We start from the raw sequence: 23725 nt of genomic DNA on the forward strand, positions 1-23725 counted from the left end.
ATTTTAACGTTATTTATGACCGAACAGCCACTTCTCTAACGAGTGGATTATGTACTTGCACATAAATAGCTTGCTCCAATGGATTACTTAACTCATCGACATCGAAAAATCTCGTTAGTAAATTTGCTTTACACGCTAACTTATCTTCGTCCAATAATTCTCTTAAAAATGTAGAAGGTTCCCGGTTATATGGAAGAAATGATTCAAGTACAGACCTTAATTCCGAGAGAAGAATTTCCTCCTTAATTAATCCTGCTGTGCCAAAACCATTAATGAGGCCAAACATATGATTGAAAATTAAGTAGTAACGAAATCTCTCATCCACAATATAGTCGTCATATAAATTTCCAGTACGTTCTCCAATACCAGCTAATTCATTATTAAGCATCTCTTTCATTGAATTACAGAAATAAAATCCTTGATTATCACGGAAATAATATTTGACCGGATAACCATCTTTTAGCTGAACAACGCTATTTTGCTGATGAGCTTCTAATGCAACACCATACTGTAAATACATCCATACCATTGGCTTTAAAGAAATATTCATATATCGTCTAAACCACTCTAAGCTTACTTCTTCACAGCTTTTACTTTCTAAATCTGCTAGGCGATGAATAATATTCGATAACCGCGTACGCTCCCCAGGTATAGCGTCTTGAACTAGCCCAGCAATTAATGTTGCGTCGTTTGCATGTTCACTATAAAAAGGATTCTCACGAATAATCACTTCAAATCCAGATTCTTGTGTTCCATAATTTAATGTAATAAAGGCTGGATCACAAATAAAATCAAATCCTGGAAATCTTTCTCGTACTTCACCAATAGCCGTATTTAACATTTCCTTCCCTTCAAGACCACTCTCAAGTTCTTTCAGTTTATTAATACGCATTGAATTCGTTACTTTCACCGGAAATGAAAACTTAAGCATATACTTCGAATTGGGATGATATAGCGTCCTTAGTGATGATGTTGCCATATAATACTTACCTACAGGACCAATATACTCAAGCAATTCTTGAATTATCCAATCTTGTACGTAAGCTTGATGCAAGAGCCATTCTGCCTGAAGCGGATGAATTGGAATTAATGCATATTGATCTTCCTTACAGTACTTCGCTATAAATTCCTTACTAACCATCTCATCATTACTTAATTCTTCTTTTATAATCGTTGTTGTAGAATCTGATAATAATGATTTTTCATTTACTATACTTTTATGTGCTCGAAAATAATGAAGCTGACATTCCCCTTTTAATTCTGGAGAATACATTGCACTTTTCCAATCCAATATCCCCTGTCTACTCTTTGGTGTAGGATGAGTTAAATGCCCAAATAATAAAGACTGCTCCGCTTCTATAAAAGTTGTATGGAAACCGTATAATGCGGATGTATCTTCTATTCTCTCTTTTGTAAATTCCTCAATATTTTGACAACTACGGATAACTCGAAGCATAAGTTCCGCAGGATTCGTTCCTTCTCCGTAGTTGATCGACATCTCTTTTATTAAAAATGTAATAACTGTAACGTAATCTGCTGTAATAACGGAATTACTATCTCCAATTTGATAATAAAATTGTTCTCCAAACAAATGGCGATCTGTTGATGATTTATATATAACTTCTCCATACAAAGTAACGTTCTGTGCCGATAGCCGACAACATAAATATGTGGGGACTGTATCTCTATTCAACGTATTACTGAAGATACTTTTCATTCTTTCATCCTCTGTAATCCATTCTCCACTCCCTGTTTCTCTTAAATAACAGTTTAAAAAGCTTTGTAATGTTGCATGTTCTGCGATTTGTTTCGCATGCTGCATGTTGGTCCTCCTCTTTATATTAAAGCTATCGAAATTTTATATAATAAACGATAATTGAATATCGTTATCAATTCTGATTCTAATTGATAATGATATTCAATTCAAGAGTATATTTCAGAATTTTTTTATCTGCTTTAATTTTTATTGTTTTCCCTCTTTTCTTTAATCTAGTTAAAAATACACAAAAAAATACTCAGTTTCAAACTACATACTTACTATTTTTCATTAGTAATCTATCCAAAATGTTTAAACAAAAGAGGTATACCTTAATTGGTATACCTCTTTCAAACATAAAATTTACATAATAATATTATTTATATCTCTCCAGCAATATGCTGTCTCTTCTACCTGTAATCGCTCTAAAAATTTTGTATCAATTTTTTCCGGGTTAAATTTTTCATAAAACTTTTTAGAAGGATTATTCGTAACAACCCAAACTAAAAGTGATTGCATATCATTCTTTACACATTCTGATAGTAACGCTTGAAATAACTTTTGTCCTATTTTCATTCCTTGATACTCTTGTAAAAGGTAGATTGCATATAATTCTCCATCACAATTATATGTATCAGTTCTTTCTATCCCCCCATCGATGAATCCAACTATTTCTCCATTTAAATTCTCTGCTACAAATCTAAATTGATGATTACCTTCTTTTTGAAAAATATCTTCCCATTGTTTTTCTCGTTTCTCATATGCTATATTATCTAGAATTTCGTCAGCAAATATCCCTTTATACGTTGCTTTCCAACTATCGACATGCACCTTTGCTATACCTTGTATATCATCCTTTATTGCTCTTCTAATATGTATTCCCATCATTTCTCCCCCTTTATTACTCATCATTATATCAATTTCATTCCTTCAAAATCCAAATAAAAAAGAGTGAATTCACTTCACTCTTTTTTATCACAATTATCTACTTTCCACTTCAACTGAAACTACTCGATCAATCTCTTTCAGGGAACTATATAATTCTGTTGTATATAAATCTTCTGGAGCTAAAATAACCATCTCTAGTTGCTGAAATGCTCCACTATCTATATCTTTAATTTTCACGCGTTTCACATGCATGCCTAAATTTTTAATTTGCTTAAATATACCATCTAACTCATGATGCTCTTTAACAGTAATTTTTATAGATAAATCCTTTTGTCTTAATGAATACGGTCCTGCAATTTTCACAAGTTGCGGAAGTACATTAATCGCTAAAATAATTAAAACCATAGCAACTGTCGCTTGTAAATAAAATCCCGCACCAATTGCGATTCCTAAAGCTGAAGCAGCCCACACCATAGAAGCTGTTGTTAATCCAGAAATAACGTCATTACTTCTTCGTAAAATGACACCTGCGCCAAGAAAACCAATTCCACTAACAATTTGAGCGGCCAGTCGCATCGGATCCATATTTGTATGTCCTGGAACAGAATATACATGCACAGATTCAATTGAAACCATCGTAATTAAACAACTTGCTACAGAAATAACCATACTTGTTTTCACACCAAGTGGTTTATTCTTTAGCTGCCTATCTATCCCGATGAATAATCCTAAAAAGAGTGCTAAACCTAATTTGAGTAAAAATTCATATGACATATTCCTATTCTCCTTACTTTACAATGTTTCCCTTAGAATAACTCACTATAACTCTTTTATGATATCAATTCCAGTCTTTTCTATTCATTTAACGTAAAAAACCGAAAAAACATTTATAACGATGTTTCTCCGGCTTTTTATTACACTTTAGATTCTTCTTTATTTCTGATCTTTAATCTTAATTTCTGCACCTTTGTAGAATGCTAATTTACTGTCATTATACTCTTTTGTAAATTTGTTAAACTGCTCTTTCGACTTTTGTGCTTCCACATTTAATTCATTAACAGTTTTAACTTTTTCACCGATTTCTTTTAATTTCGTTTCTTTTACTTTTAATTTTTCATACAGTTCTTTTTCAGTTGCTAACACTTTCGTGTAATTTTCATTCATCTTTTGGAATGCATCATAACGATTCTTATACGACTCTTCTACTGCTTTTGCTTGTTTTTGTAACTTCTTATCTTCAATCTTCTCTATATTACTTTGAACAGATTTCGTTTCCTTCTGTGCTTTTTCTAGCATTTCTTTCTCACTTTTCAATACTTTTTCACGATCATCTACATTTGCAGTAGCTTGCTCTATTTTCTTCACAACTGCTTCATTATGATCTTTACCTTCTTGCAAAATTTGAGCATATAATTCTTGCCCTTGTTTCTCTAACTGCTCTAATTTTTTTGCTTCATCCACTAAAGATTTTTCTTGTGTTGCTGCTGTTTCAAAAGCTGTATATAGATTTTCTTCTGGCTTTTCACCGAAACAACCTGTTAAAAGTCCTACTGATAATGCTCCAACTACTGCTACTTTTCCATACTTCAACGTTCATTCCTCCATTACATACGGTTATCATGCCAGAAGTTCACTGGGAAGTGACTCTCTTCATGATAAGCTTCAAACTCATAACCTTTTTCTTTTAGCCCCTTTAAAATTGCTGGCACAGCAGCAACTGATTGCGGGTGAATATCATGCATTAAAATTACTTCTTGTGGTTTTGTTGCGTTTGTTAATACGTTTTGAGCAATTTGTGCTGCAGCTGCATCAACTGGCATTTTATTGTATCTCCAATCTAATGAATCAATTGTCCAATCCCATACTTTAAATCCGCCTTCTACCACTTTATTTCGAAGACCTTCATTCAATCCAGGCATCGAACCATATGGAGGACGTGTTAATTTAGGTGATTTCCCAATAATATTAGCGATTAAACCTTGATCTTCTTTCATCTCATTTACATACTCGCCATTTTTATATAACTTTGCGAAATTATGTGTCATACTATGCATGCCTACATAATGACCCTCAGCATTTTCACGTTTCACTAAATCAGGAAATTCTTTTACATTCGCTCCAATTAAAAAGAACGTCGCCTTCGCATCATGTTGTTTTAGCGTATTTAATAATTCAGCCGTATATTTCCCTGGCCCATCGTCAAATGTAAGATAAGCAACTTTTCTTTCTTTTCCATTAAAACGACTTGGTGCCGTTTTATTCATTTCAACTTTCGGCTGTTCACTTGCAAGCTGCACTACATTTTCTTGTTTCGCAACAGCTTTTGCTGGTGAAGTAATTGATTGAAACATGTAATACCCAATAGCTACTGCGGCAATCGCTATTAAAACGACTACTATTTGTTTAATTTTTAAAGCTTTTTCCATTCTATCGAATTCCTCTCCCTATTAATCTTATATATAAATCGCCCAATATAATTATACATCTATTTATTTTTATTTCACCATATAAATAGATTTTATTTGTATTATAATGGGAGTTTTATCAAAATTGTTGTTCCTATTCCTTCTTTGCTTGTAACACTAAGCACACCGCCATGAAGCTCTACCATTTTTTTAACGATAGCTAAACCAATACCTGCACCTGCAGCATGATTATTAATTTGGTAAAATGATTGCTCAATATATGGTAAATGTTCTTTAGCAATTCCAATCCCTTCGTCTCTTACCTTAATCACTGCTTGTCCTTCTATTTTAGTCGCTTCAATGTGTATTGTACTTTTTTTATGTGAATACTTAATTGCATTTTGAACAATATTCAAGAAAACTTGCTTTAACCTATTTCGATCTCCCATCAATTCAATTCGGTCTATAGTAGTAATAAATTGAATTTCCTTCTCTTCCGATTTAGGAGTTAATTGCCAAATCGTCTCCTCTAGTATATCGTACAACTGCACCTTTTGTTTATATAAATTAAAATGATTTGATTGTAATCTTGAAAAATCTAGCAATTCTTCTACTAAATGAATTAATCTATCTGTCTCACCTGAAATAATGCCCATACCTTGCTTTATTTCTTCTTCTGTTAAATGATCTACTGTTTTTAACGTCTCACTCCAACCTTTAATTCCTGTTAAAGGCGTTCGTATTTCGTGCGAAATAGAAGCAATGAATTCATTTTTCATCTGCTCAGCCTTATCTATTTTATAGGCCATATAATTTAAACTATGTGCCAATTCACCTAATTCTCCAGGATAATCTTCTTTAATTTTTTGCTTTAATGTGCCTTCTGCAATTTGTGAAGAGGCTTGAATAATAGATTCAATTGGCTCAACAAATGAATTTGCCAAACGTCTACTAATTAAAAAGGCGACTCCCGAAATAACAATACCTACAGAAATAGTAAACGTAATAATTTCAATAATCTTTTTATTTACATTTGTTAAAACAGTCGTATATTTTAAAACACCAATAGTTTGTCCTTGATGTATAAGTGGGCTTAGCACCTCTAGTTGTTTTTTATTACCTTTCGTAGTAACTTGATTATACATTTCACCTTCTAATAATGATTGTGGAATATTCACTTTACCTTTTACCTTTTCACCACTTGAAGATTGTATAACCGAGCCGTGACGATCAATTAACTGTAATTCTGTTCCTTCTAATTGAAAGCTACTAATTATGTCACCACTATATTCTTGTAATCGAATAAAGTATAGTGAATTGTATTCTGAAAAAAAACGTGTACTCGTTTTCGCATGAGACTCTATATATTGCACAATACCATTATAATAGTATCGATAAATTGAGACTGAAAATACAACTTCAAATAATACAAGCATAAGTGTAATGACCGTCATAAAATATAAAGTCACTTTCCGTTTCATCTCATACTTTCCTTCCACACATATCCTTTTCCCCACACCGTAAGAATAAATTCAGGTTCTGATGGATTACATTCTATCTTTTGACGTAACCGTCTCATATTTACATCTACTACTTTCGTCTCACCTACGTAATTGGTTCCCCAAATCATATTTAAAATTTCATCACGCGAAACTGGCTTTGAAGCCTGATTCATTAAATACTGTAATATCATATACTCTGTAGGTGTTAAATCGACTAATTGTCCATCTTTATACAATCTTTCTTCTATAATATTTAACGAAAATGGACCTGACGTAACAATATTCGTTTTTTCTTCATGTACTTCTATTCTTCTTAATAAAGACTGTATACGTGCAGTTAATACTACTGGACTAAACGGTTTTGCAATATAATCATCTGCACCTATTCCTAGTCCTTGCACCTTATCTTCATCTTGTACACGTGCGGTTAACATAATAATACCCATTTTTTTATTTTCTTTCCTGATAGCCTTACAAACTTCTAAACCATCAATCCCCGGTAACATTACATCCAGCAATGCTATATCAACAGTTTGTTCACTCAAAATCTGTAACGCTTCTTCTCCAGTAGTAGCTTCTATTACATAAAATCCAGCACGTTTTAAATTTAAAACAATAAAGCTACGGATCGTTAATTCATCTTCTAAAACTAAAATTTTTGACATAATTCCCACCTCCTACTCTTGTTGATAATCCGCTAGCGGTTTTATATATGCTTTCACTTTTTCAAATTCCGATTGCTTCGGTACTGCATATACGTGAGAAGCCGTTTTAATTGCTGCGCTGTAGCCTTTTATATTGAACCATTCTTTCCGCTTAAAAATATGAACTTCAAGCCATATTTTATTTGTTCTTGTATCCAAAAACTTTTGAGAATTTGATTCTTTTTGCTGATCTGGTATTGTAATTTTCCCTATTAACTCTTTAGGAATTTTCACATAATACCCTTTTTCTATATCTATATATCGTTCTTCAATTGGTTTAATTCCAGATTCACTCCACTGTATGTAACGTTCAAAAAGCGGACTATCACCATGTGATTTATCCTCCCAACCTTTTGGACGTACAGTACGAACAAATTCAATAATGCCGTCTTCATTAACATCTTTACTTTCTACAACATATTCATTAAATAAATCTTCTTTCCCACCTATAGGTAATACTTCATAATGATCCTGATCAAATTTTGCTACATAAGTTATACCTGAATGAGCCCCTGTTCCCGCATCGATTACAACTGCCTTTAATGATTTAGAAATACGGCCCATTTGTATTCTTTGAATACTATTTATAAATGGATCGTATGACACTTCAGATAAAGTCTTAAATTGTTCCATGAACTCAACTGTCAGCTTCTCATCTTTTTCAAATGTAACAAGGCTTATATCTTTCAGTCCATTTTCATTTAGATCCTCTATGAATAACTTCGTATAACTTCGATTATATATTTCCTTCATCTCTTCATTTTCTTCCGAAAAAACATACATAACATGTTCTAACGATTCACGATTTACAGAGATTCCGATTAACAACTCTCTCTTCCCGTTCCCTGTAAAATCACCGACTTCAACGATATCTACATCTCCACCATCAAATTTATGTGTGGACTTTATTCTCCAGCCATTTCCGATTTCTTCATATACGGCTAAATATACGCTATGATCTTCATTCGGCAATTTATAAAATAAGATGGCTTCTTTCTTATTATCTTGTTTAAAATTCATTGACCAAATCATCTGTTTATCTTTGTTAGACATTGGAGTAAGTAAGCGATAATTAACAGGTAAATCTTTATCAATTTGTTCCTTTAATTCATTAATCCATTTTTCATTTGTAGGAGCTTCCATTAGACTTGTTGGAGCTTCAGACATTTTACATCCAGTCAATATAAAGATAATTCCCATCATGCTTAACCATTTCTGCATATGATATCTTTCCTTACCACAAATTTTGAATATGTCCTTTTACTTTTTTACCTATCCATTATACTCATACATATGAGTATAATTTTTCTAAACTAAAAAATCGTTACAGAAAAGTTACAAATACATTCCAAAAAAAAAGATTGGCAAAAGCCAATCTTTTTTTATTATTCGTTTCGGACTGATTTTGGCGTTACACCTAAATGATCATTTAATTTTTTTGAAATATCTTTTACATTTTTTTCATTTGGAATGTAATAATAAATACCACCGATACGTTTATCTGTACCTTCTATTTGCATTTTTTCCATTTCCAAATTAGATCCTGCCATATTTTTTGTAATGGCCAGCATATCGTCAAATGTTAAGTTCGTTTTCATATTTTTATCAACCGCATCCAGTAAAGAGCCCATTTTGCTAATTGATTGAACAGACATCGCTTTTTTAGCAATTGCTTCTATTACAAGTTGCTGTCTCTGTCCACGCATTGCGTCACTATCAATTTTACGCGTTCTTGCAAGTGCAAGTGCTTGTTCTCCATTTAAATGTTGGTAACCTTTTTCTAAATGGATCATACCAGCCTGGTCTTTACTATCTTGTTCAGTGAAAGTAACTGGGACATCAATATCAATACCACCAATTGAATCGACAATTTGTACGAATGATTCAAAGTTAAACTTCACATAATAATCAACAGGTACATTTAAAAATCTTTCCACCGTATCGCGTGTACTTTCTACGCCACCAAATACGTGAGCATGAGTAATTTTATCTAATTTTTTTCTAGTTGGAATGTAAACACGTGAATCACGTGGGATACTTACTAGCTTAACAGACTTATCATCTTTATTAATTGTTGCTAATAAAAGTGCATCTGTTCGAACTGCTTCGCCATATTGGCTTTTTCTCATTTCACTTCCATCTACACCCATGATTAATATTGAAATATTATCCTTTAAAGGTTCAACTTCTTTATCACGCTTTGATGACTTATCAATTTTTGCATACGCATCATTTACAACAGCTTTTGCTTTATTATATATAAACGAACCATATCCTACTCCTCCAAAAATAAGTAGGAAAAATGGAATTAATATGAACCATTTCATTGACTTTCTTTTAGAACGCTTTTTATTACTTCTCGTATTTTGTTCTAATTCAGAGCTCATACCCATTCGCCTCTCTTTCTCTTTACCAAGTATAATGTAAGTCTATTTATCTTCATATTGAATTTCCTTTCACTAACCTTACAATTTTGTAAGGTTACTACTTAAACCCAATACGTATTCCATTTCACATTATACTCTCGTACTTATTTTTGGCAAGTCACTATTTACCAATTTCAAAAATTTAGCACTTCGCAACATATGAATTTACAAATTTATTAACTCTTTCATTTTAAATTAGAATGTCTTTTTCTTAACAAACGATATGAATAAAGAATCCAGCTAATTATAAAATCTCTATGAATACAGTATATTTGACGTTATTATTTCTCAAACGGCGTATACACGCTTTTCTTCCCCTGATTATCAATGTAAGCCGACTTTGCTTTTATTTTCGTTTTTTCTACTTCCATGTCTTCATTTGAGAAGTTCACAATGATTTTAATATTTTTTCCATAAGAAACAGATTGTACTAGCTTATCTTCTGACAAATACGCAAAATTCGTCATCTCTTCTTTTACTGCTTTTTCATGAACTTCATTCCAAACTTTTAGATGCTCTGTAATTTCTTTTTTATGTTTATTCCACTCTACTTCATCTAAATGGTACAACGGAGGAACATTATACAATAATTCAGACAGCATTCGATTTCCAACTTCATCTTTTACCTTTAAACTTCCCCATTCCCAATGGTGCGTTGTAATAACGGAATCATTGTATACTAATTTATATAATGGTACCGAATATACTGGGTTTAAATACACTTGTTTATATTCTTCTTTCAATGGTACTTGTTTTGCATATTTTTCAGGCACATTTTGATTTGGTGACCAATATCCACCGACATAATACGGACTTGTTTTATTTTTCCGCATATCTTCATCGTCCCATTTAATAACAGGTGTTTCAATTCCGTGTGCAAATGCAATCGTACTACTAGCAAAATCATTTCCACCTTCAGAACCAACGACCATACCCTTTTCTTGCGCAATGTAGTCCATTCGTTTTAAACGTGCTTTTAAATCTTGCTCTTGTGTCGTTATATGTTTCGCTGAATAGTCATCGTAAATTTCACCTGTCGCATCACAATCAATAAACCATGAATTATATTTAGGACCATTTTGTAATATATCATTCATGCGTTCCTTTACACTAGGCAGCGATAAAGTCGGGTTTAACTTGCGACCTCTGCCTAAAAAGCCTTGCACCTTTTCTCCGTTTTTCTTCGTTACAGTAGCCTCTTCATATAATGATGGGTCATTAAAGGATGCTGTGTTCCAATTTTTATCACTTTTTTCGTGAATGGAATGATATGAATCATACGGACCAACTAAATACCCCATTTCCTTCGCTTTTGTCACGAAATTAGGTTGCATAAATCCTTGTTCCCAGTTCGGCAGACCAATCCACGCTTTTTCTATTCCTGCCTCTTTCATTTCCTTTAGTATGTCCGTTCCATCTGCATTACCCCATTTACTTACCTCTTCAACCGCATCACCAAGTAGCGACTTTAATAAATGCTTATTTAAGCTATACAATTCTGTATTCGTTAAGTGACCTACACCTTTCTTTAATAGCACACTAGCTTCCTGATTAACGTTTTGAAAAATATCCTCTTTATAAAATTCCTTCATAGATAACACTTCGTTTATATAACGTAAAATAACATTTTTTTGATACTTATCAATAAAATCTTGTTTACTTACTTGATCTAATACATTCAGTTCCCCAGGCTCTGAACTATTCTTTTGAATAAGTTCTTTTATATGACTAAACAGCGGGCTATTTATTTGCTCTCTTAGTTTTGACCAATTTATATTACTTTCTGATAAACCATTTTGATTCCAAAAATAAAAATGCGCCGCTCCATATAACTTTTCGATTTCTTTATTTTTTCTAGCCTTTTCTTGTAATGTTTTAAATTCACCTTTTTGAACAATATCATCCTTATACAGTTTAGTAATGCTTACCGCATCATTATTTGTCACATATAATTGAAATCCATATGTTTTATTTTTATTTATGCTCGGAAATTCATGTGTAAAATCAAATCCTATTTTCGGATCCGAATGAAATTTCAATTCATTATTAAACATATTCTTTGCAATATATACAATTGAATATTTCGAACCATTTAATGCGAAAAACTTCATAGAAAATGATTCAGCAAATGAATATGCATCATCCTTTAAAAACTTCTTCCAATTCTCATCATTGCTCGGAATTTGCTTACCCTCCCATAACGGAAGTGTATAATTTTCAGCTTCTACTTTCGGCCATGTAAAGCTTTCTGCACCAGTCGATTCCACTTCAATGTTTAAGTGGTCTTTTTTCTTTTCTAATTTTATTTTTACTTTTTGATCTGGATATTCCCACGATGTACGATCCTTTTCTTTTTTTACATTCGATACCTTCATTTTCGGTAGGGGTTGTGATGCCTGTTCCTTTACCCCCTCATGTTCTACAGTTAATGTGAATGTTTCTGGATTTACATCATAAGTAAAATCTTTATACGTCGCTTTCTTTATTTTAGACTCTTGTACAGCATTACTACCTTTTACGTCACAACCGACTAAAGTCGAAAACGACATAGTTGTAAGAAGACATATCGCTATCATTTTTTTCATCCTCTGCACCTCCACCAATGAATATACAGGTGCTTTGTTACAGGAATGTGGCAAAAAATAATAGAGCTAGCATTTTGCTAGCTCTATTTGGAGTATTAAAAGTTGATATGAACAACTATAACTTGCTTAGAAGATATGTAATACAGTAACTGCGTTTTTTTCTCAATAATTATGAAACTAAACAAATCAAAATTTTAACAAGCATTCTTCAACTGAAAAAATAAGTGTATACAATGTATCCTAAAAATAGTACTAAAATGATTATTCCTGTGCCTTTCCAATTCATACCGCCTGCTATATCAACTGGACTACCTGTTTCCGCTCTATTGAGTCCGTCATGTAAAGAACCCGTAGGATTACTTTTTAATTCACTTTGTCTCATACGCTCTCTTTTTTCTTCTGGTGACTCTTTATTCATGTAATCACCTCCAAAATGAATGCACTCTTTACTTACATTATTCAAAATCAACATTTGTTTTATATTTTCTTCCGAAAAAACCTAATTTAAAATAGGTTTGCAACGTAAAGAAAGCTAGCCATGCCAGCTTTCTTTACGATCCAATATGCTCTTCCTTATTTACAATAATACCTTTATGGTCGATTTCAAGCTCACATACTTTCATATCTGTAAATACTCTCGCTAACTGCCCAGCGATTTCTTGACGTTTCTCATATGGTGCTAATATAAAAATAGATGGTCCCGCACCGCTAAGTGCTGTGCCGTACGCACCAAATTCTTTTGCGCATTTACGAATAGATGGTAATAACGGTACGAGTTCTAAACGATATGGCTCGTGAAAATGGTCTCTCTCCATCATTTCACCTACAACTTCCCACCGCTTTTGACATAATGCAGCTACTAATACGTTACTTATCGCACTCGCTTTAACTGCCTCATGAAACGGAAACATCTTTGGTAATACAGATCGACTTTCATCTGTATTTAATTCTTCATTCGGAATGAGAGAAACTACACCTAATTCCTTGCTCTCAATTCTTACGACGGAAACATCCTTTCCATCAAGTGCTCCAATTACAGTTCCACCTAATATAGAAGCAGCAACATTATCAGGATGTCCTTCAAAATTTGTAGCAATTTGAACTTTTTGATCAGCAGTTAAGTTCAAATTGCCTAGTTGATTCGCAAGCTCTATCCCAGCTACAATCGCTGATGCACTACTTCCTAGCCCTCTCGTTAATGGGATATTACTAGTAACTTCTATTATATGGGGTGATATAGAAGGACATACTTTACATGCCGTGCTAACGATTAAATTTTTATCGTCTGCTGGAATTGATTCTTCAAAGGAATGGATTACTTGCCATTTATCAGCTTTTTCTTTAACCACCACATCTAAATACAATGACAAAGCTATTCCAACTGAATCAAATCCAGGACCAACATTCGCCGTACTAGCAGGGACACGAACGCTAAATGGTATCACGACATAATCACCCCTTTAATATGATCTTTAATTTGTTCTATATCATTTGACACATTTGCGATGTCTAGTTGATTTGAAGAAATAGCGATATCAGGATCCTTCAAACCATTTCCAGTTAATACTGCAACAACTGTTTCTCCCTTTTTGATTTTTCCAGATTCAACATGTTTAATTACGCCGGCTAATGAAGCATTTGATCCTGGTTCAGCGAAAACTCCTTCAGTTTTTGCTAATAACCTATACGCATGTAAAATTTCTTCATCTGATACCATATCTATTTCACCACGAGACTGCTCGGCAGCCTCTACTGCATACGACCAACTTGCTGGGTTACCGATGCGAATCGCTGTTGCAATTGTTTCAGGTTCTTCAATTACATGCCCTTTTACAATTGCAGCTGCTCCTTCCGCTTCAAAACCATGGATTCTTGGCTTCTTATAACCTTTTTCTTTCTCATATTCACAGAAACCTTTCCAATATGCTGTAATATTTCCTGCGTTCCCAACAGGGATAGCTAGAACATCTGGTGCATTTTGCAATTGGTCACAAATTTCAAATGCTGCCGTTTTTTGCCCTTCAATTCGATAAGGATTCACTGAATTTACTAACGTAATCGGCTCTTCTGCAGCAATATTTCTTACAGCCTTAAGTGCATCATCGAAATTCCCTTCTATTGAAATAATTTCAGCTCCATAAGCGACCGCTTGCGCTAATTTTCCATGTGCAATCTTTCCTTCTGGTATTACGATAATACATTTCATCCCAAGACGTGCCGCATATGCTGCAGCTGATGCTGATGTATTACCTGTTGATGCACAAATGATTGCTTCTGAACCTTCTTCTTTCGCCTTAGCAACTGCCATGACCATACCACGATCTTTAAAAGAACCTGTCGGATTCGCTCCTTCGTACTTACCGTATAGCTGAATCCCTAATTGTTTTGATATATTTAATAATGGAATAAGTGGCGTGTTTCCTTCCATTAAGCTGACATCAGGTGTATTTTCATTCACTGGTAAATAAGACGCATACTGTTTTAATAGTCCTTTATACATATTGTTTTTCCTCCTCAATAATGTAGTAACTGTTTATTTCACTTGCGACAGCTTCTATCGCTTCTAAAACTCGTTCAAATTGATACTTGGAAGTTCGATGTGTCACAACAACGACTTCTGCCAGTTCACGGTTTAAAGGTAATTGAATAACCTCTTTTAAACTTACAGAATAATTAACAAAACATTCTGTTATTTTTTGTAACATCCCAGGCTCATCTCGTAATGAAATACGTAAGAAATATTTCGAAACTACTTCTTCATCACCTTGTAATTCATAAGGAACTGGTTCTTTTAACGCACTTTTATTTTTCGGAACTTGATTCATATTTTTAACGATTGAAATAATATCACTTACTACAGCAGAACCAGTCGGTAACTTCCCAGCTCCGGGTCCATAAAACATTACTTCTCCTACCGCTTGGCCATGGACATACACCGCATTAAATTCATTATTCACATTTGATAATGGATGCTGGCTCGGTAAAAGCGTCGGTTCTACACTTAAATGAATGGCTGGTCCTTGTTTTTCAGCCTTACCAATTAACTTCATAGTAAATCCTAACTTTTCAGCCATTTGTAAATCTTCTTTTTCGACCTTTCGAATCCCTCTTACTTGCACATCATCTAATGAAACATTCATCGAAAAACCTAAGTTTGCAAGAATTGCTACTTTTCTTGCCGCATCTAGTCCATCTACATCTGCTGTCGGATCCGATTCTGCAAAGCCTAATTTTTGTGCTTCCTGTAAAGCCTCTTCATAAGACCATCCATTTTGACTCATTTTTGTTAACATATAATTTGTTGTACCATTTACAATTCCCATTATTTTTTCAATTTGATCTGATGCTAGCCCATCAGTTAGTCCTCTTAACACTGGAATACCGCCCGCTACACTCGCTTCGTAACATAAATCACAATCATTATCGTTCGCCAGTTGAAGAAGCTCTGCACCATATACAGCCATTAAATCTTTATTTGCTGTTACGACATGCTTTTTATTTCGTAAAGCCTTAACAATATGCTGCTTTGCTTCTTCAATTCCACCCATTACCTCTACTACAATATCAATATTTGAATCATTTAGAACTTCATCTGCATGACTTGTTACTGCAATTCCATCAATACAAACATCGCGTTCTTTTTCCAAATCACGTACAACGACTGTTTTCACTTTCACTTCGTATCCTGTATCAAGTGCGATTTTTTTATAATGTTCTTTCAAAATATGAACAACACCACTTCCGACCGTACCTAAACCTAATACCCCAACATTTATAACGTTATTCATCTTCTAATCTCCTCCTAAAAGTTTAATTGTTACATCTATAAATCACCTTACTCTGCTTTTTTGTCATGCAGGTGGTGGTTATTTCCGTACTTATAAATCGTTTCATATTACCGCACCTCCTTTCAAAGTAATAAAAAAACACACTCTTCCCTAGGAAAGGGACGAATGTGTTTTCGTGGTTCCACCCTTGTTCCAATCTAGACGTACCTCCTCCTAGATTGCTCAAGTTCAGATAACGGCTGATACCGTCAATAATTACTAGATTACTCGTTCACTATTGAAGTTCAAAGGTGGTAAAATCATTTCTCGTGTTAGGAAGCTCACACCCTTGGCTTCCCTCTCTGTAAACCGTAAAAATGATTTCGTGTCCTTATCGTTACTTTTTTCGTTCATGTTTATTTGTTAACTCATTATACTCGCATAAAAAACAAAATCAATAATATTTTTAATTATTTTAAATTTTCAATCTATAATTCTATAAAAAAACACATTCTTCCCTAGGAAAGGGACGAATGTGTTTTCGTGGTTCCACCCTTGTTCCAATCTAGACGTACCTCCTCCTAGATTGCTCAAGTTCAGATAACGGCTGATACCGCCAATAATTACTAGATTACTCGTTCACTATTGAAGTTCAAAGGTGGTAAAACCATTTCTCGTGTTAGGAAGCTCACACCCTTGACTTCCCTCTCTGTAAACCGTAAAAATGATTTCGTGTCCTTATCATTACTTTTTCGTTCATGTCTATTTGTTAACTTATTATAGTTATCAACTTTTTAAAAAGCAAGCCTATTTTTACTAACTATTTTCAAAATAATTTTTTATTATATTTCACAATAACATTATGCAACTGCCACTCAATTTACCTATTTTGTCATTTCTCCAGTTTATAAATCAACGGTTCATATATAAAGTGAAACTTTAATCAGTGGGGATTTTGTTTATCCCCACCTAACTTCTTTGTTTTCGCTGAATTTTGAGGTAGGAATCTTACTGCCCGTTAATGCGGGATAAATTCCCCATTCTAAAACCCGTACATACCCACCTTACAAAACTATATCAATAAAATTTTCAATACAATCTTTTTGTATAACTTTCTTCTAAAGAACGTGCAACATCTTCTTCTGAAGTATTCACTTTCGCATGCTCCAGCAACATTTTTGCTGCTGAAGGTAACTCTTTTTTATTTAACCAAGATTCTGATTCCCACATCTTAGAACGAATAAACGCTTTTGCACAATGAATGTAACACTCTTCTATTTCAACAACAATTCCAAGTAACGGATTGCGTCCATTCGCCTGCATTTCTTTCAAAATTTCTTCGTCGTTTGTAATATATGCTCGGCCATTTATTCTGAGTGTCTCCCCAAGACCTGGAATAAAAAAAATTAGTCCTACACGTGGATTTGAAATAATATTCAAAATGGAGTCTATACGACGATTTCCTGGTCTTTCTGGAATGATAATTTTATTATTATTGAGTACGTATACAAATCCAGGTGCGTCTCCTCTCGGCGAGGCGTCACACTCCCCCAACTTATTTGCAGTAGATAATACTAGAAAAGGAGATTTAGAAAGGAAATCTACACAATGGTGGTCTAATGATGAAATAACTTTTTTCAATGCTCGCTCACTTGGTTGCCCCAATATTTTTCGTAACTCTTCCTCTGTTGAAATAATCGATTTTATTTCCATACGCTCTATCTCCACTTATAATCGCCCCTTTTTCTTTATTTTCCCAAAATTCAATACGAATATTGTATAATAAAATTTGCAGAAAGGGGAATTAAAATGACAGAGTGGTTAACAATATTTGATTATGAAAGAAATACACTTGGGAAGAAATTACGCGATGAAGTGCATCGTGACGGTGATTGGCACGAAACATTTCACTGTTGGTTTGTAGAAAAAGATGCTAAAGATATATTCTTATATTTCCAGTTACGCTCTAAAAATAAAAAAGAAGCTCCATGTATATGGGATATTACTTCAGCTGGACATATTATGCATGATGAAGATGTACAAATTGGTGGTCTTCGTGAAATCGAAGAAGAATTGGGGCTTTCCTTTCAAACTACTGATTTAGTATACAAAGGAATCTTTAAAATAGACTATGAAATTTCAAATCTTACTGATCGTGAATTTTGTCATATGTATTTTCACAATGTCATCAATCCACTTCCATTCGCACCAGGTGAAGAAGTAGACGATGTGATGAAAGTACATGCAACTTCTTTTCTACAACTATTAAATGGAGAGATTTCATCTTTAAAAACAATTTCAGTCTTAAACAATAAACCGATTACGATAACATTTGAAGATATTTATCCGTATGATCTTGCATACTATGAATTTGTTGTTGCACAAGGAAAAGAACTACTAAAAAATAATAGTTTGTAAATATAATAGGACTCCTATCTATCATTGACTGAGAGTCCTATTTTCCTTATCATCATTGTTCAATTGTCTTTAATCTGTTCTCTACTCGTATAAATAAGCGAATGATTAACAATACCATAACCACCATAATCGCTATTATTGTATGTGGATATCTAAACAGTATACTAATAACACTTCCAATTAACATCATGATAAATCCGTTTTGCTTCATCACTTCTACACTATACCTGTTACCCGCATCCCATAATTCCTTATTTTTCATAGATCGTTTCGTACGATAACCATATGCCGCATTAATATCGGTCGGTGGATTTTTTTGAAGAATAATTGCCGCAAGTATAAAAATAATACCAATCAATATGCTTATTCCTATGTTTACGAGTGCATCAATCAATTATACCCCCCTAACTTACACTTTCATTATACGACACAACCTTTATTTTTCCAATTTATAACACATTCACTTTCTTTCTTTCGATGTCTGGAACATACTTGGAAGTGTTACAAAACGTGCCCCTTTCGTTTTTAACTGCGGAATGATTTTGTCTAGTGCATCAACAGATCCTTGTAAATGCCCACCTGGAGTAGAATGCTGCAGTATGACACTACCTGGAAATGAATTCCCTAACACATTATTTGTAATCGTATCGGCACTTACACCTTTCCAATCAACTGTATCAACACTCCACTGTACAATCATAAAATTTTGCTCAGTTGCCCAATTCAATTGATTTTCAAGTATTTCACCATACGGTGGACGTATAAATTTAGGGGCATAGCCGGCTAAACGTTTTAATATTTCTTCCGTTTTTATAATTTGATTACGGTACTCAACGTCATTTACTTTCGCTAAATTCGGATGACTGTACGTATGATTACCAATTACATGCCCTTCATTTGCAATACGCTTTACTACGTTCGGAAATTTTTCTGCGTTTTCACCAAGTAAGAAAAAAGTAGCTTTTACATTATGTTGTTTTAACTTATCTAATATTTTTGGCGTGAATTCTAAATCTGGTCCATCATCAAATGTAAGAGCGACTTCCGCTTTATTATACGGTCCTGAAAATGCGTACGCATATTTTTCAACCCATGAAAATGGTGTCCACGATCCACGATCATATGCTTTCATTTGTACTTCATAATTTTGAGGGATATATGCGTATGGCAATGAGTTTATATAGTCTCCATAATAAAATGAATTATATGGCATATAAGCATACGAAACATCTCGTTCTAGTCCCCATTGATATGGAGCAAACATTTGTGGCGAATAAAAATAATACATGATAAAAAACCTCCCTAAATTTTCATATGTGATTCATCTGCACTTTGTTAGAGAAATTGTTATTCATAAACAAAAATAAGACTGTCCTTAATTAGGACAGTCTTACTACTTTATATTATTAATAAATTGATGTACTATCTTTTGGCAAAGCTTTCACATGTTTTAAATAGTTCGTCACTTTATCATCCTCATCTTGCGGATATTGATATTCATACGTGTTAGCGATTTCGTTCGCCACTTCCCTAAATAAATCACTCATGACAAAGAATGACTCCCATATGTTTTCATATTCAGCATTAGAAAATGTCCTTTTAAATTGCTCCCACATATCTTCTTCAATATATTGCTCGAAATGCTTTCCAAACTTCCCTGTATTAACTGTAAAGTCTGTTTTCATACCAATATGCCATTCTAGCATTACAATGAACATATCTCGCACTGGTCCTTCAAGCATTCCTTTTGCATAAGAAAGTTCCTCTCTCCATAACCCTTTTGCCACATTTGTACTACACCACCAAAATTCATTACAGCAATCCAAAAACTCTTTTTCTGTAGGCTTTTTTATTAAGTAATCCTTATCGCTTGCTGGCGGGAATCCTTCCATACAATTATCTTTATCAAGAAGCAGTTTACTTAAACTATCTTGTCCAACGAACTTTTTTATTAACTCAACTGGAACTAGCGTTAAATCAATCCGATTCCCATCCATGAACTGCATTAAATACGGAAACTTCCCATCTTCATCTGGTTGAACTAACGACATTTCTTCTGGCATTTGTACTATCATTATTTCTCCAAATCTATGAACCCAATTATGATTAGACGTAAAAGATTGTATATCATTTACAACATACATAATATCATAGTCTTGAAAACAATCTCTTTTCACATTTGGATTTACACGCGATCCATTCATGATAACTGCTCGAATTCTTTCATCCTCTTTTGCTATATTTATAATTACGTCTAACATTTCTTTTTCAGTTCTCATCTACTTATATCCTCCAATTTTTTAATATATAATATAGTGTTATGTATATTGGAGGTCCACGAGCTAATCTCGTTATACACGATACATGTTATAATTTTTGAAACTTCTTTTTCATCCTTTTTCCTCCTTACATCACTCTTTTACAACTGCCATCCCTTTCAATTTCCCAATGCTTTCTACCATTCACTTTTAATTATACCGAAAATTCTGTCTCGAATACAAAAAATAAAGAAGGGACATCTACCCCTTACAGAATAGATATCCCTTCTTTTAAAGTTAAATTTAATTCCTATGGATTAGTAGACCAAAGCCCAGCAGATTTAATAAATGTACGTTTATTTAATTTCAGCTGCGCTACGATAAATTCTGCAATATCTTCTGCTTGCATTACTTTATCAGGGTTTCCATCAGTTAATCCTAAATCTACAGCCATATCAGTTGCTACTGTACTTGGAGTTAAAGCTGTTACACGAATGTTATGTTTGCGAACTTCCATCGCTAACGATTCTGTTAAGCCAAGGACACCAAATTTAGAAGCACTATATGCACTTGTTACAGGTGCACCTTTTTGTCCTGCTGTAGATGAAATGTTAATGATATCACCAGATTGTTGTTCAATCATGCTCGGTAAAGCTGCACGAGTTGCATAGTATACACCCATTAAGTTTACTTGAATGATTTTTTCCCAATCAGCAACGTCTAGTTCTAAAAACTTACCGAATTTAGAAATACCAGCGTTATTAATTAAAATATCGATAGATCCTAAACCATTTTTTAACGTTTCAATCGCAGTTGTTACTTCTTCGTATGAAGAAACATCAGCAGTTGCAATAACAGCTTTTACACCTTCTGCTTCTACTTCTTTCGCTACAGCTTTTAAGTTTTCTTCTGAACGAGCTAATAAGCCTACATTTACGCCTTCTTTCGCTAATGCGATTGCTACAGCGCGACCAATCCCTCTACCTGCTCCTGTAATTAAAGCATTTTTACCTTGTAATAATTCTGCCAAGTATAACACTCCTTAATCATCTCAGTTATGTATTATATTAAAATTGTATCTATGTTTATGTAAAAAGGCAATGATGCACTTTCATGTGCGTAGGTTACTTGTAGGTAACTGTAGAAAATTACTATGCATTCATTACACGTATTTATCATTATTCATGCAAAATAAAGACACCCTCCTCATAAGAGAGTGTCTGCGTATGAAATAAAAAATGGTTCTTTATCACTACACTATTTTTCTTCATAATTAGGAATACGCACAATAAATTCAGTACCTTTTCCTTCCTCACTCTCCACTTTTATCTCTCCTTGATGAAGGTCGAGTACTTTCTTTACAATAGCTAAACCTAAGCCACTTCCTCCATAGGCACGATTTCGTGAAGAATCCGCTTTATAAAAACGCTCAAAAATATGTTGTTTCTGTTCTTCTAATATACCAATTCCTGAATCATGGATACGCACTTCCACTACTGTCTCATGTTCCTTTAACTGAATAGTAATCGTACCACCGCTTGGAGTAAATTTAATACTATTATGAATTAAATTAATCCACACTTGACTCATACTTTCTTGGTCAGCAATAACATATACTTTTTCTAAATCTAGTTCTAACTCAATTTCTTTTTCAGCCCAGAGTGGTTCACTATTTAACACAATTTGCTTTAATTGTTGATCTAATCGATAGCTCACTCTTTCTGGTGTATACTCCTCTGATTCTAAAAGAGTTAGCTTTAGTAAATTTTGACTTAGTTTAGATAATCTCGTTGTTTCAGTTTCAATAATGGTAAGATAATGCTTTCTTTTTTCCTCAGAAAGATTATCGTCTTGTAGTGCTCTAGCAAATCCTTTTATAGAAGTTAACGGTGACTGTATTTCATGAGAAACATTCGATACAAACTCTTGTCTCATTTTCTCCATCGTATTCAGTTCATCTGTCATATCATTTATACTTTTTACGAGCACGCCAATTTCACCATCATACTTTTCTTCATTTCTTATTTTTACGGAGAAGTCTCCTTTTGCAATTTTTTGTATCGGTTCAATAATAGTCCAAATCATTGCCTCTCGTTTTGGCCTCATTAATATTCCAATCAATGTCCAAATAAGAATAATAAATACAAAACCGACCATATCACTAATTAGAAAGGCAACAAACGGCGATACGTTTACGTCAAAAGCATTCAATATACTAGTTGCTACATAAAATGCGATAGACCAAATGATAGTAAGAAAAGAAAAGAGCGCTAATACCGCTCCAAATACTTTCAGCATCTTCAACTTACTCATTCGTTTTCTTTTTCTCATTTACTTACCTCTAAGCGATACCCTAATCCTCTTATTGTTTTAATACTAAATTTCGACTGCTCTTCTTGAAACTTCTCACGTAACCGATTAATATGAACGTCTAGTGTACGTTCATTCCCTTCAAAATCATATCCCCATATTTCTTCAATTAATTGCTCTCTCGAACAAGTTCTTCCCGATTTAGACCCTAAAGTAAAGAGCAGCTCAAATTCTTTTAACGGTAACGTAACCGTTTGTTCTCCAGATGTAACTTCGAATGTTTTACGATTTAATAATACATTTCCAACTTGAATCGATTGCGAAACTGTAATTTGGTAACGTTTCAATAATGCCTTTACTCTCACTACTAGTTCTATAGGATCAAATGGTTTTACAAGATAATCATCTGTCCCAAGGTGAAATCCTTTTACTTTTTGTGATGTTTCTCCTTTTGCAGTTAGCATCAGAACCGGGATATCATAGTATTTTCTTAATTCAAAACATACATCAAATCCATCCATATTTGGCATCATGATATCAAGAATAACCATATCGACTTTTACGTCATCCATTTTCTGAAGTGCATCTACTCCATCAATTGCCTCATATGTTTGAAAACCTTCTCGTTCTAAAAATACAGAAACGAGTTCTCTAATGTGTGGATCGTCGTCTACTATTAAAATTTTAGGTATCAAAGGAACCATTT

22 protein-coding genes and 2 other annotated features are annotated in these 23725 nt (G+C 33.7%); of the genes, 1 reads left to right on the forward strand and 21 read right to left on the reverse strand.

Annotated features, from left to right (window positions below; translation table 11 throughout):
* Nucleotides 1-13 precede the first annotated feature (13 nt).
* The 15 genes from ACZDYH_RS14395 to ACZDYH_RS14465 all read right to left on the reverse strand — a co-directional run bounded on the left by ACZDYH_RS14395 (nt 14) and on the right by ACZDYH_RS14465 (nt 17761).
* A complete protein-coding gene (locus tag ACZDYH_RS14395) occupies nt 14-1822 on the reverse strand; it encodes an IucA/IucC family protein (protein ID WP_001163356.1) in 1809 nt (602 codons plus the stop codon).
* Between the two features lie 297 nt (nt 1823-2119).
* Nucleotides 2120-2641: a GNAT family N-acetyltransferase gene (locus tag ACZDYH_RS14400; protein WP_136363314.1), complete on the reverse strand. Its 522-nt coding sequence runs from the start codon at nt 2639-2641 to the stop codon at nt 2120-2122.
* Between the two features lie 96 nt (nt 2642-2737).
* The gene (locus ACZDYH_RS14405; protein WP_000119510.1) at nt 2738-3418 is read right to left on the reverse strand and encodes an MgtC/SapB family protein; all 681 of its coding nucleotides are present in this window, start codon (nt 3416-3418) and stop codon (nt 2738-2740) included.
* A gap of 159 nt (nt 3419-3577) precedes the next feature.
* A complete protein-coding gene (locus ACZDYH_RS14410; protein WP_000873566.1) occupies nt 3578-4234 on the reverse strand; it encodes a YkyA family protein in 657 nt (218 codons plus the stop codon).
* A 14-nt stretch (nt 4235-4248) separates the two neighbouring features.
* Nucleotides 4249-5070 carry a peptidoglycan-N-acetylglucosamine deacetylase gene (locus tag ACZDYH_RS14415; protein ID WP_000409484.1) on the reverse strand — a complete coding sequence of 274 codons (822 nt, stop codon included), beginning with the start codon at nt 5068-5070 and terminating at the stop codon, nt 4249-4251.
* 101 nt (nt 5071-5171) lie between these two features.
* Nucleotides 5172-6530 carry a sensor histidine kinase gene (locus tag ACZDYH_RS14420; RefSeq protein WP_000824536.1) on the reverse strand — a complete coding sequence of 453 codons (1359 nt, stop codon included), beginning with the start codon at nt 6528-6530 and terminating at the stop codon, nt 5172-5174.
* Nucleotides 6527-7216 (reverse strand): response regulator transcription factor, encoded by a 690-nt coding sequence (locus tag ACZDYH_RS14425; RefSeq protein WP_000036071.1) that lies wholly within the window; start codon nt 7214-7216, stop codon nt 6527-6529. Before ACZDYH_RS14425 ends, ACZDYH_RS14420 begins: the two co-directional genes overlap by 4 nt.
* 12 nt (nt 7217-7228) lie before the next feature.
* Nucleotides 7229-8476 carry a hypothetical protein gene (locus ACZDYH_RS14430; RefSeq protein ID WP_109140156.1) on the reverse strand — a complete coding sequence of 416 codons (1248 nt, stop codon included), beginning with the start codon at nt 8474-8476 and terminating at the stop codon, nt 7229-7231.
* A gap of 164 nt (nt 8477-8640) precedes the next feature.
* Entirely contained in the window at nt 8641-9642 is a 1002-nt protein-coding gene (locus tag ACZDYH_RS14435) for an LCP family protein (RefSeq protein ID WP_002100920.1), read from the reverse strand.
* Nucleotides 9643-9962: 320 nt separating this feature from the next.
* Nucleotides 9963-12266, reverse strand: a complete 2304-nt coding sequence (locus ACZDYH_RS14440; protein WP_375367201.1) for a glycoside hydrolase — start codon at nt 12264-12266, stop codon at nt 9963-9965.
* A 208-nt stretch (nt 12267-12474) separates the two neighbouring features.
* The gene (locus ACZDYH_RS14445; RefSeq protein WP_001031478.1) at nt 12475-12684 is read right to left on the reverse strand and encodes a DUF6366 family protein; all 210 of its coding nucleotides are present in this window, start codon (nt 12682-12684) and stop codon (nt 12475-12477) included.
* 133 nt (nt 12685-12817) lie between these two features.
* Nucleotides 12818-13711, reverse strand: a complete 894-nt coding sequence (gene thrB / locus ACZDYH_RS14450) for a homoserine kinase (protein ID WP_000612098.1) — start codon at nt 13709-13711, stop codon at nt 12818-12820.
* The gene (gene thrC, locus ACZDYH_RS14455; RefSeq protein WP_000276437.1) at nt 13708-14766 is read right to left on the reverse strand and encodes a threonine synthase; all 1059 of its coding nucleotides are present in this window, start codon (nt 14764-14766) and stop codon (nt 13708-13710) included. Before thrC ends, thrB begins: the two co-directional genes overlap by 4 nt.
* A complete protein-coding gene (locus ACZDYH_RS14460; RefSeq protein ID WP_001066901.1) occupies nt 14759-16054 on the reverse strand; it encodes a homoserine dehydrogenase in 1296 nt (431 codons plus the stop codon). Before ACZDYH_RS14460 ends, thrC begins: the two co-directional genes overlap by 8 nt.
* A 154-nt stretch (nt 16055-16208) precedes the next feature.
* Nucleotides 16209-16440, reverse strand: a binding site (T-box leader).
* 115 nt (nt 16441-16555) lie between these two features.
* Nucleotides 16556-16787: a binding site (T-box leader), on the reverse strand.
* A gap of 335 nt (nt 16788-17122) precedes the next feature.
* Nucleotides 17123-17761 (reverse strand): pyridoxamine 5'-phosphate oxidase family protein, encoded by a 639-nt coding sequence (locus ACZDYH_RS14465; RefSeq protein ID WP_000402142.1) that lies wholly within the window; start codon nt 17759-17761, stop codon nt 17123-17125.
* 81 nt (nt 17762-17842) lie between these two features.
* Here ACZDYH_RS14465 and ACZDYH_RS14470 point away from each other — a divergent pair, with 81 nt between their 5' ends.
* Complete coding sequence (locus tag ACZDYH_RS14470) at nt 17843-18451, forward strand: NUDIX hydrolase (RefSeq protein WP_049107617.1); 609 nt, start codon at nt 17843-17845, stop codon at nt 18449-18451.
* Nucleotides 18452-18503: 52 nt separating this feature from the next.
* Here ACZDYH_RS14470 and ACZDYH_RS14475 read toward each other — a convergent pair whose 3' ends face one another.
* From ACZDYH_RS14475 to hitR, 6 genes are all read right to left on the reverse strand, one after another.
* Nucleotides 18504-18845, reverse strand: a complete 342-nt coding sequence (locus tag ACZDYH_RS14475; RefSeq protein ID WP_000564329.1) for an SdpI family protein — start codon at nt 18843-18845, stop codon at nt 18504-18506.
* A 66-nt stretch (nt 18846-18911) separates the two neighbouring features.
* Nucleotides 18912-19739: a peptidoglycan-N-acetylglucosamine deacetylase gene (locus tag ACZDYH_RS14480; RefSeq protein ID WP_000291222.1), complete on the reverse strand. Its 828-nt coding sequence runs from the start codon at nt 19737-19739 to the stop codon at nt 18912-18914.
* A gap of 118 nt (nt 19740-19857) precedes the next feature.
* On the reverse strand, nt 19858-20730 hold the full coding sequence (locus ACZDYH_RS14485) for an aminoglycoside 6-adenylyltransferase (RefSeq protein WP_001258539.1): 873 nt from the start codon (nt 20728-20730) through the stop codon (nt 19858-19860).
* A 289-nt stretch (nt 20731-21019) separates the two neighbouring features.
* On the reverse strand, nt 21020-21739 hold the full coding sequence (locus ACZDYH_RS14490) for a 3-ketoacyl-ACP reductase (protein ID WP_000818985.1): 720 nt from the start codon (nt 21737-21739) through the stop codon (nt 21020-21022).
* 227 nt (nt 21740-21966) lie between these two features.
* The gene (gene hitS / locus ACZDYH_RS14495) at nt 21967-23040 is read right to left on the reverse strand and encodes an envelope stress sensor histidine kinase HitS (protein ID WP_049107615.1); all 1074 of its coding nucleotides are present in this window, start codon (nt 23038-23040) and stop codon (nt 21967-21969) included.
* Complete coding sequence (hitR, locus tag ACZDYH_RS14500; protein WP_000612414.1) at nt 23037-23714, reverse strand: envelope stress response regulator transcription factor HitR; 678 nt, start codon at nt 23712-23714, stop codon at nt 23037-23039. Before hitR ends, hitS begins: the two co-directional genes overlap by 4 nt.
* Between the last annotated feature and the right edge of the window lie 11 nt (nt 23715-23725).

This window comes from Bacillus sp. EB V-12, assembly GCF_056158125.1.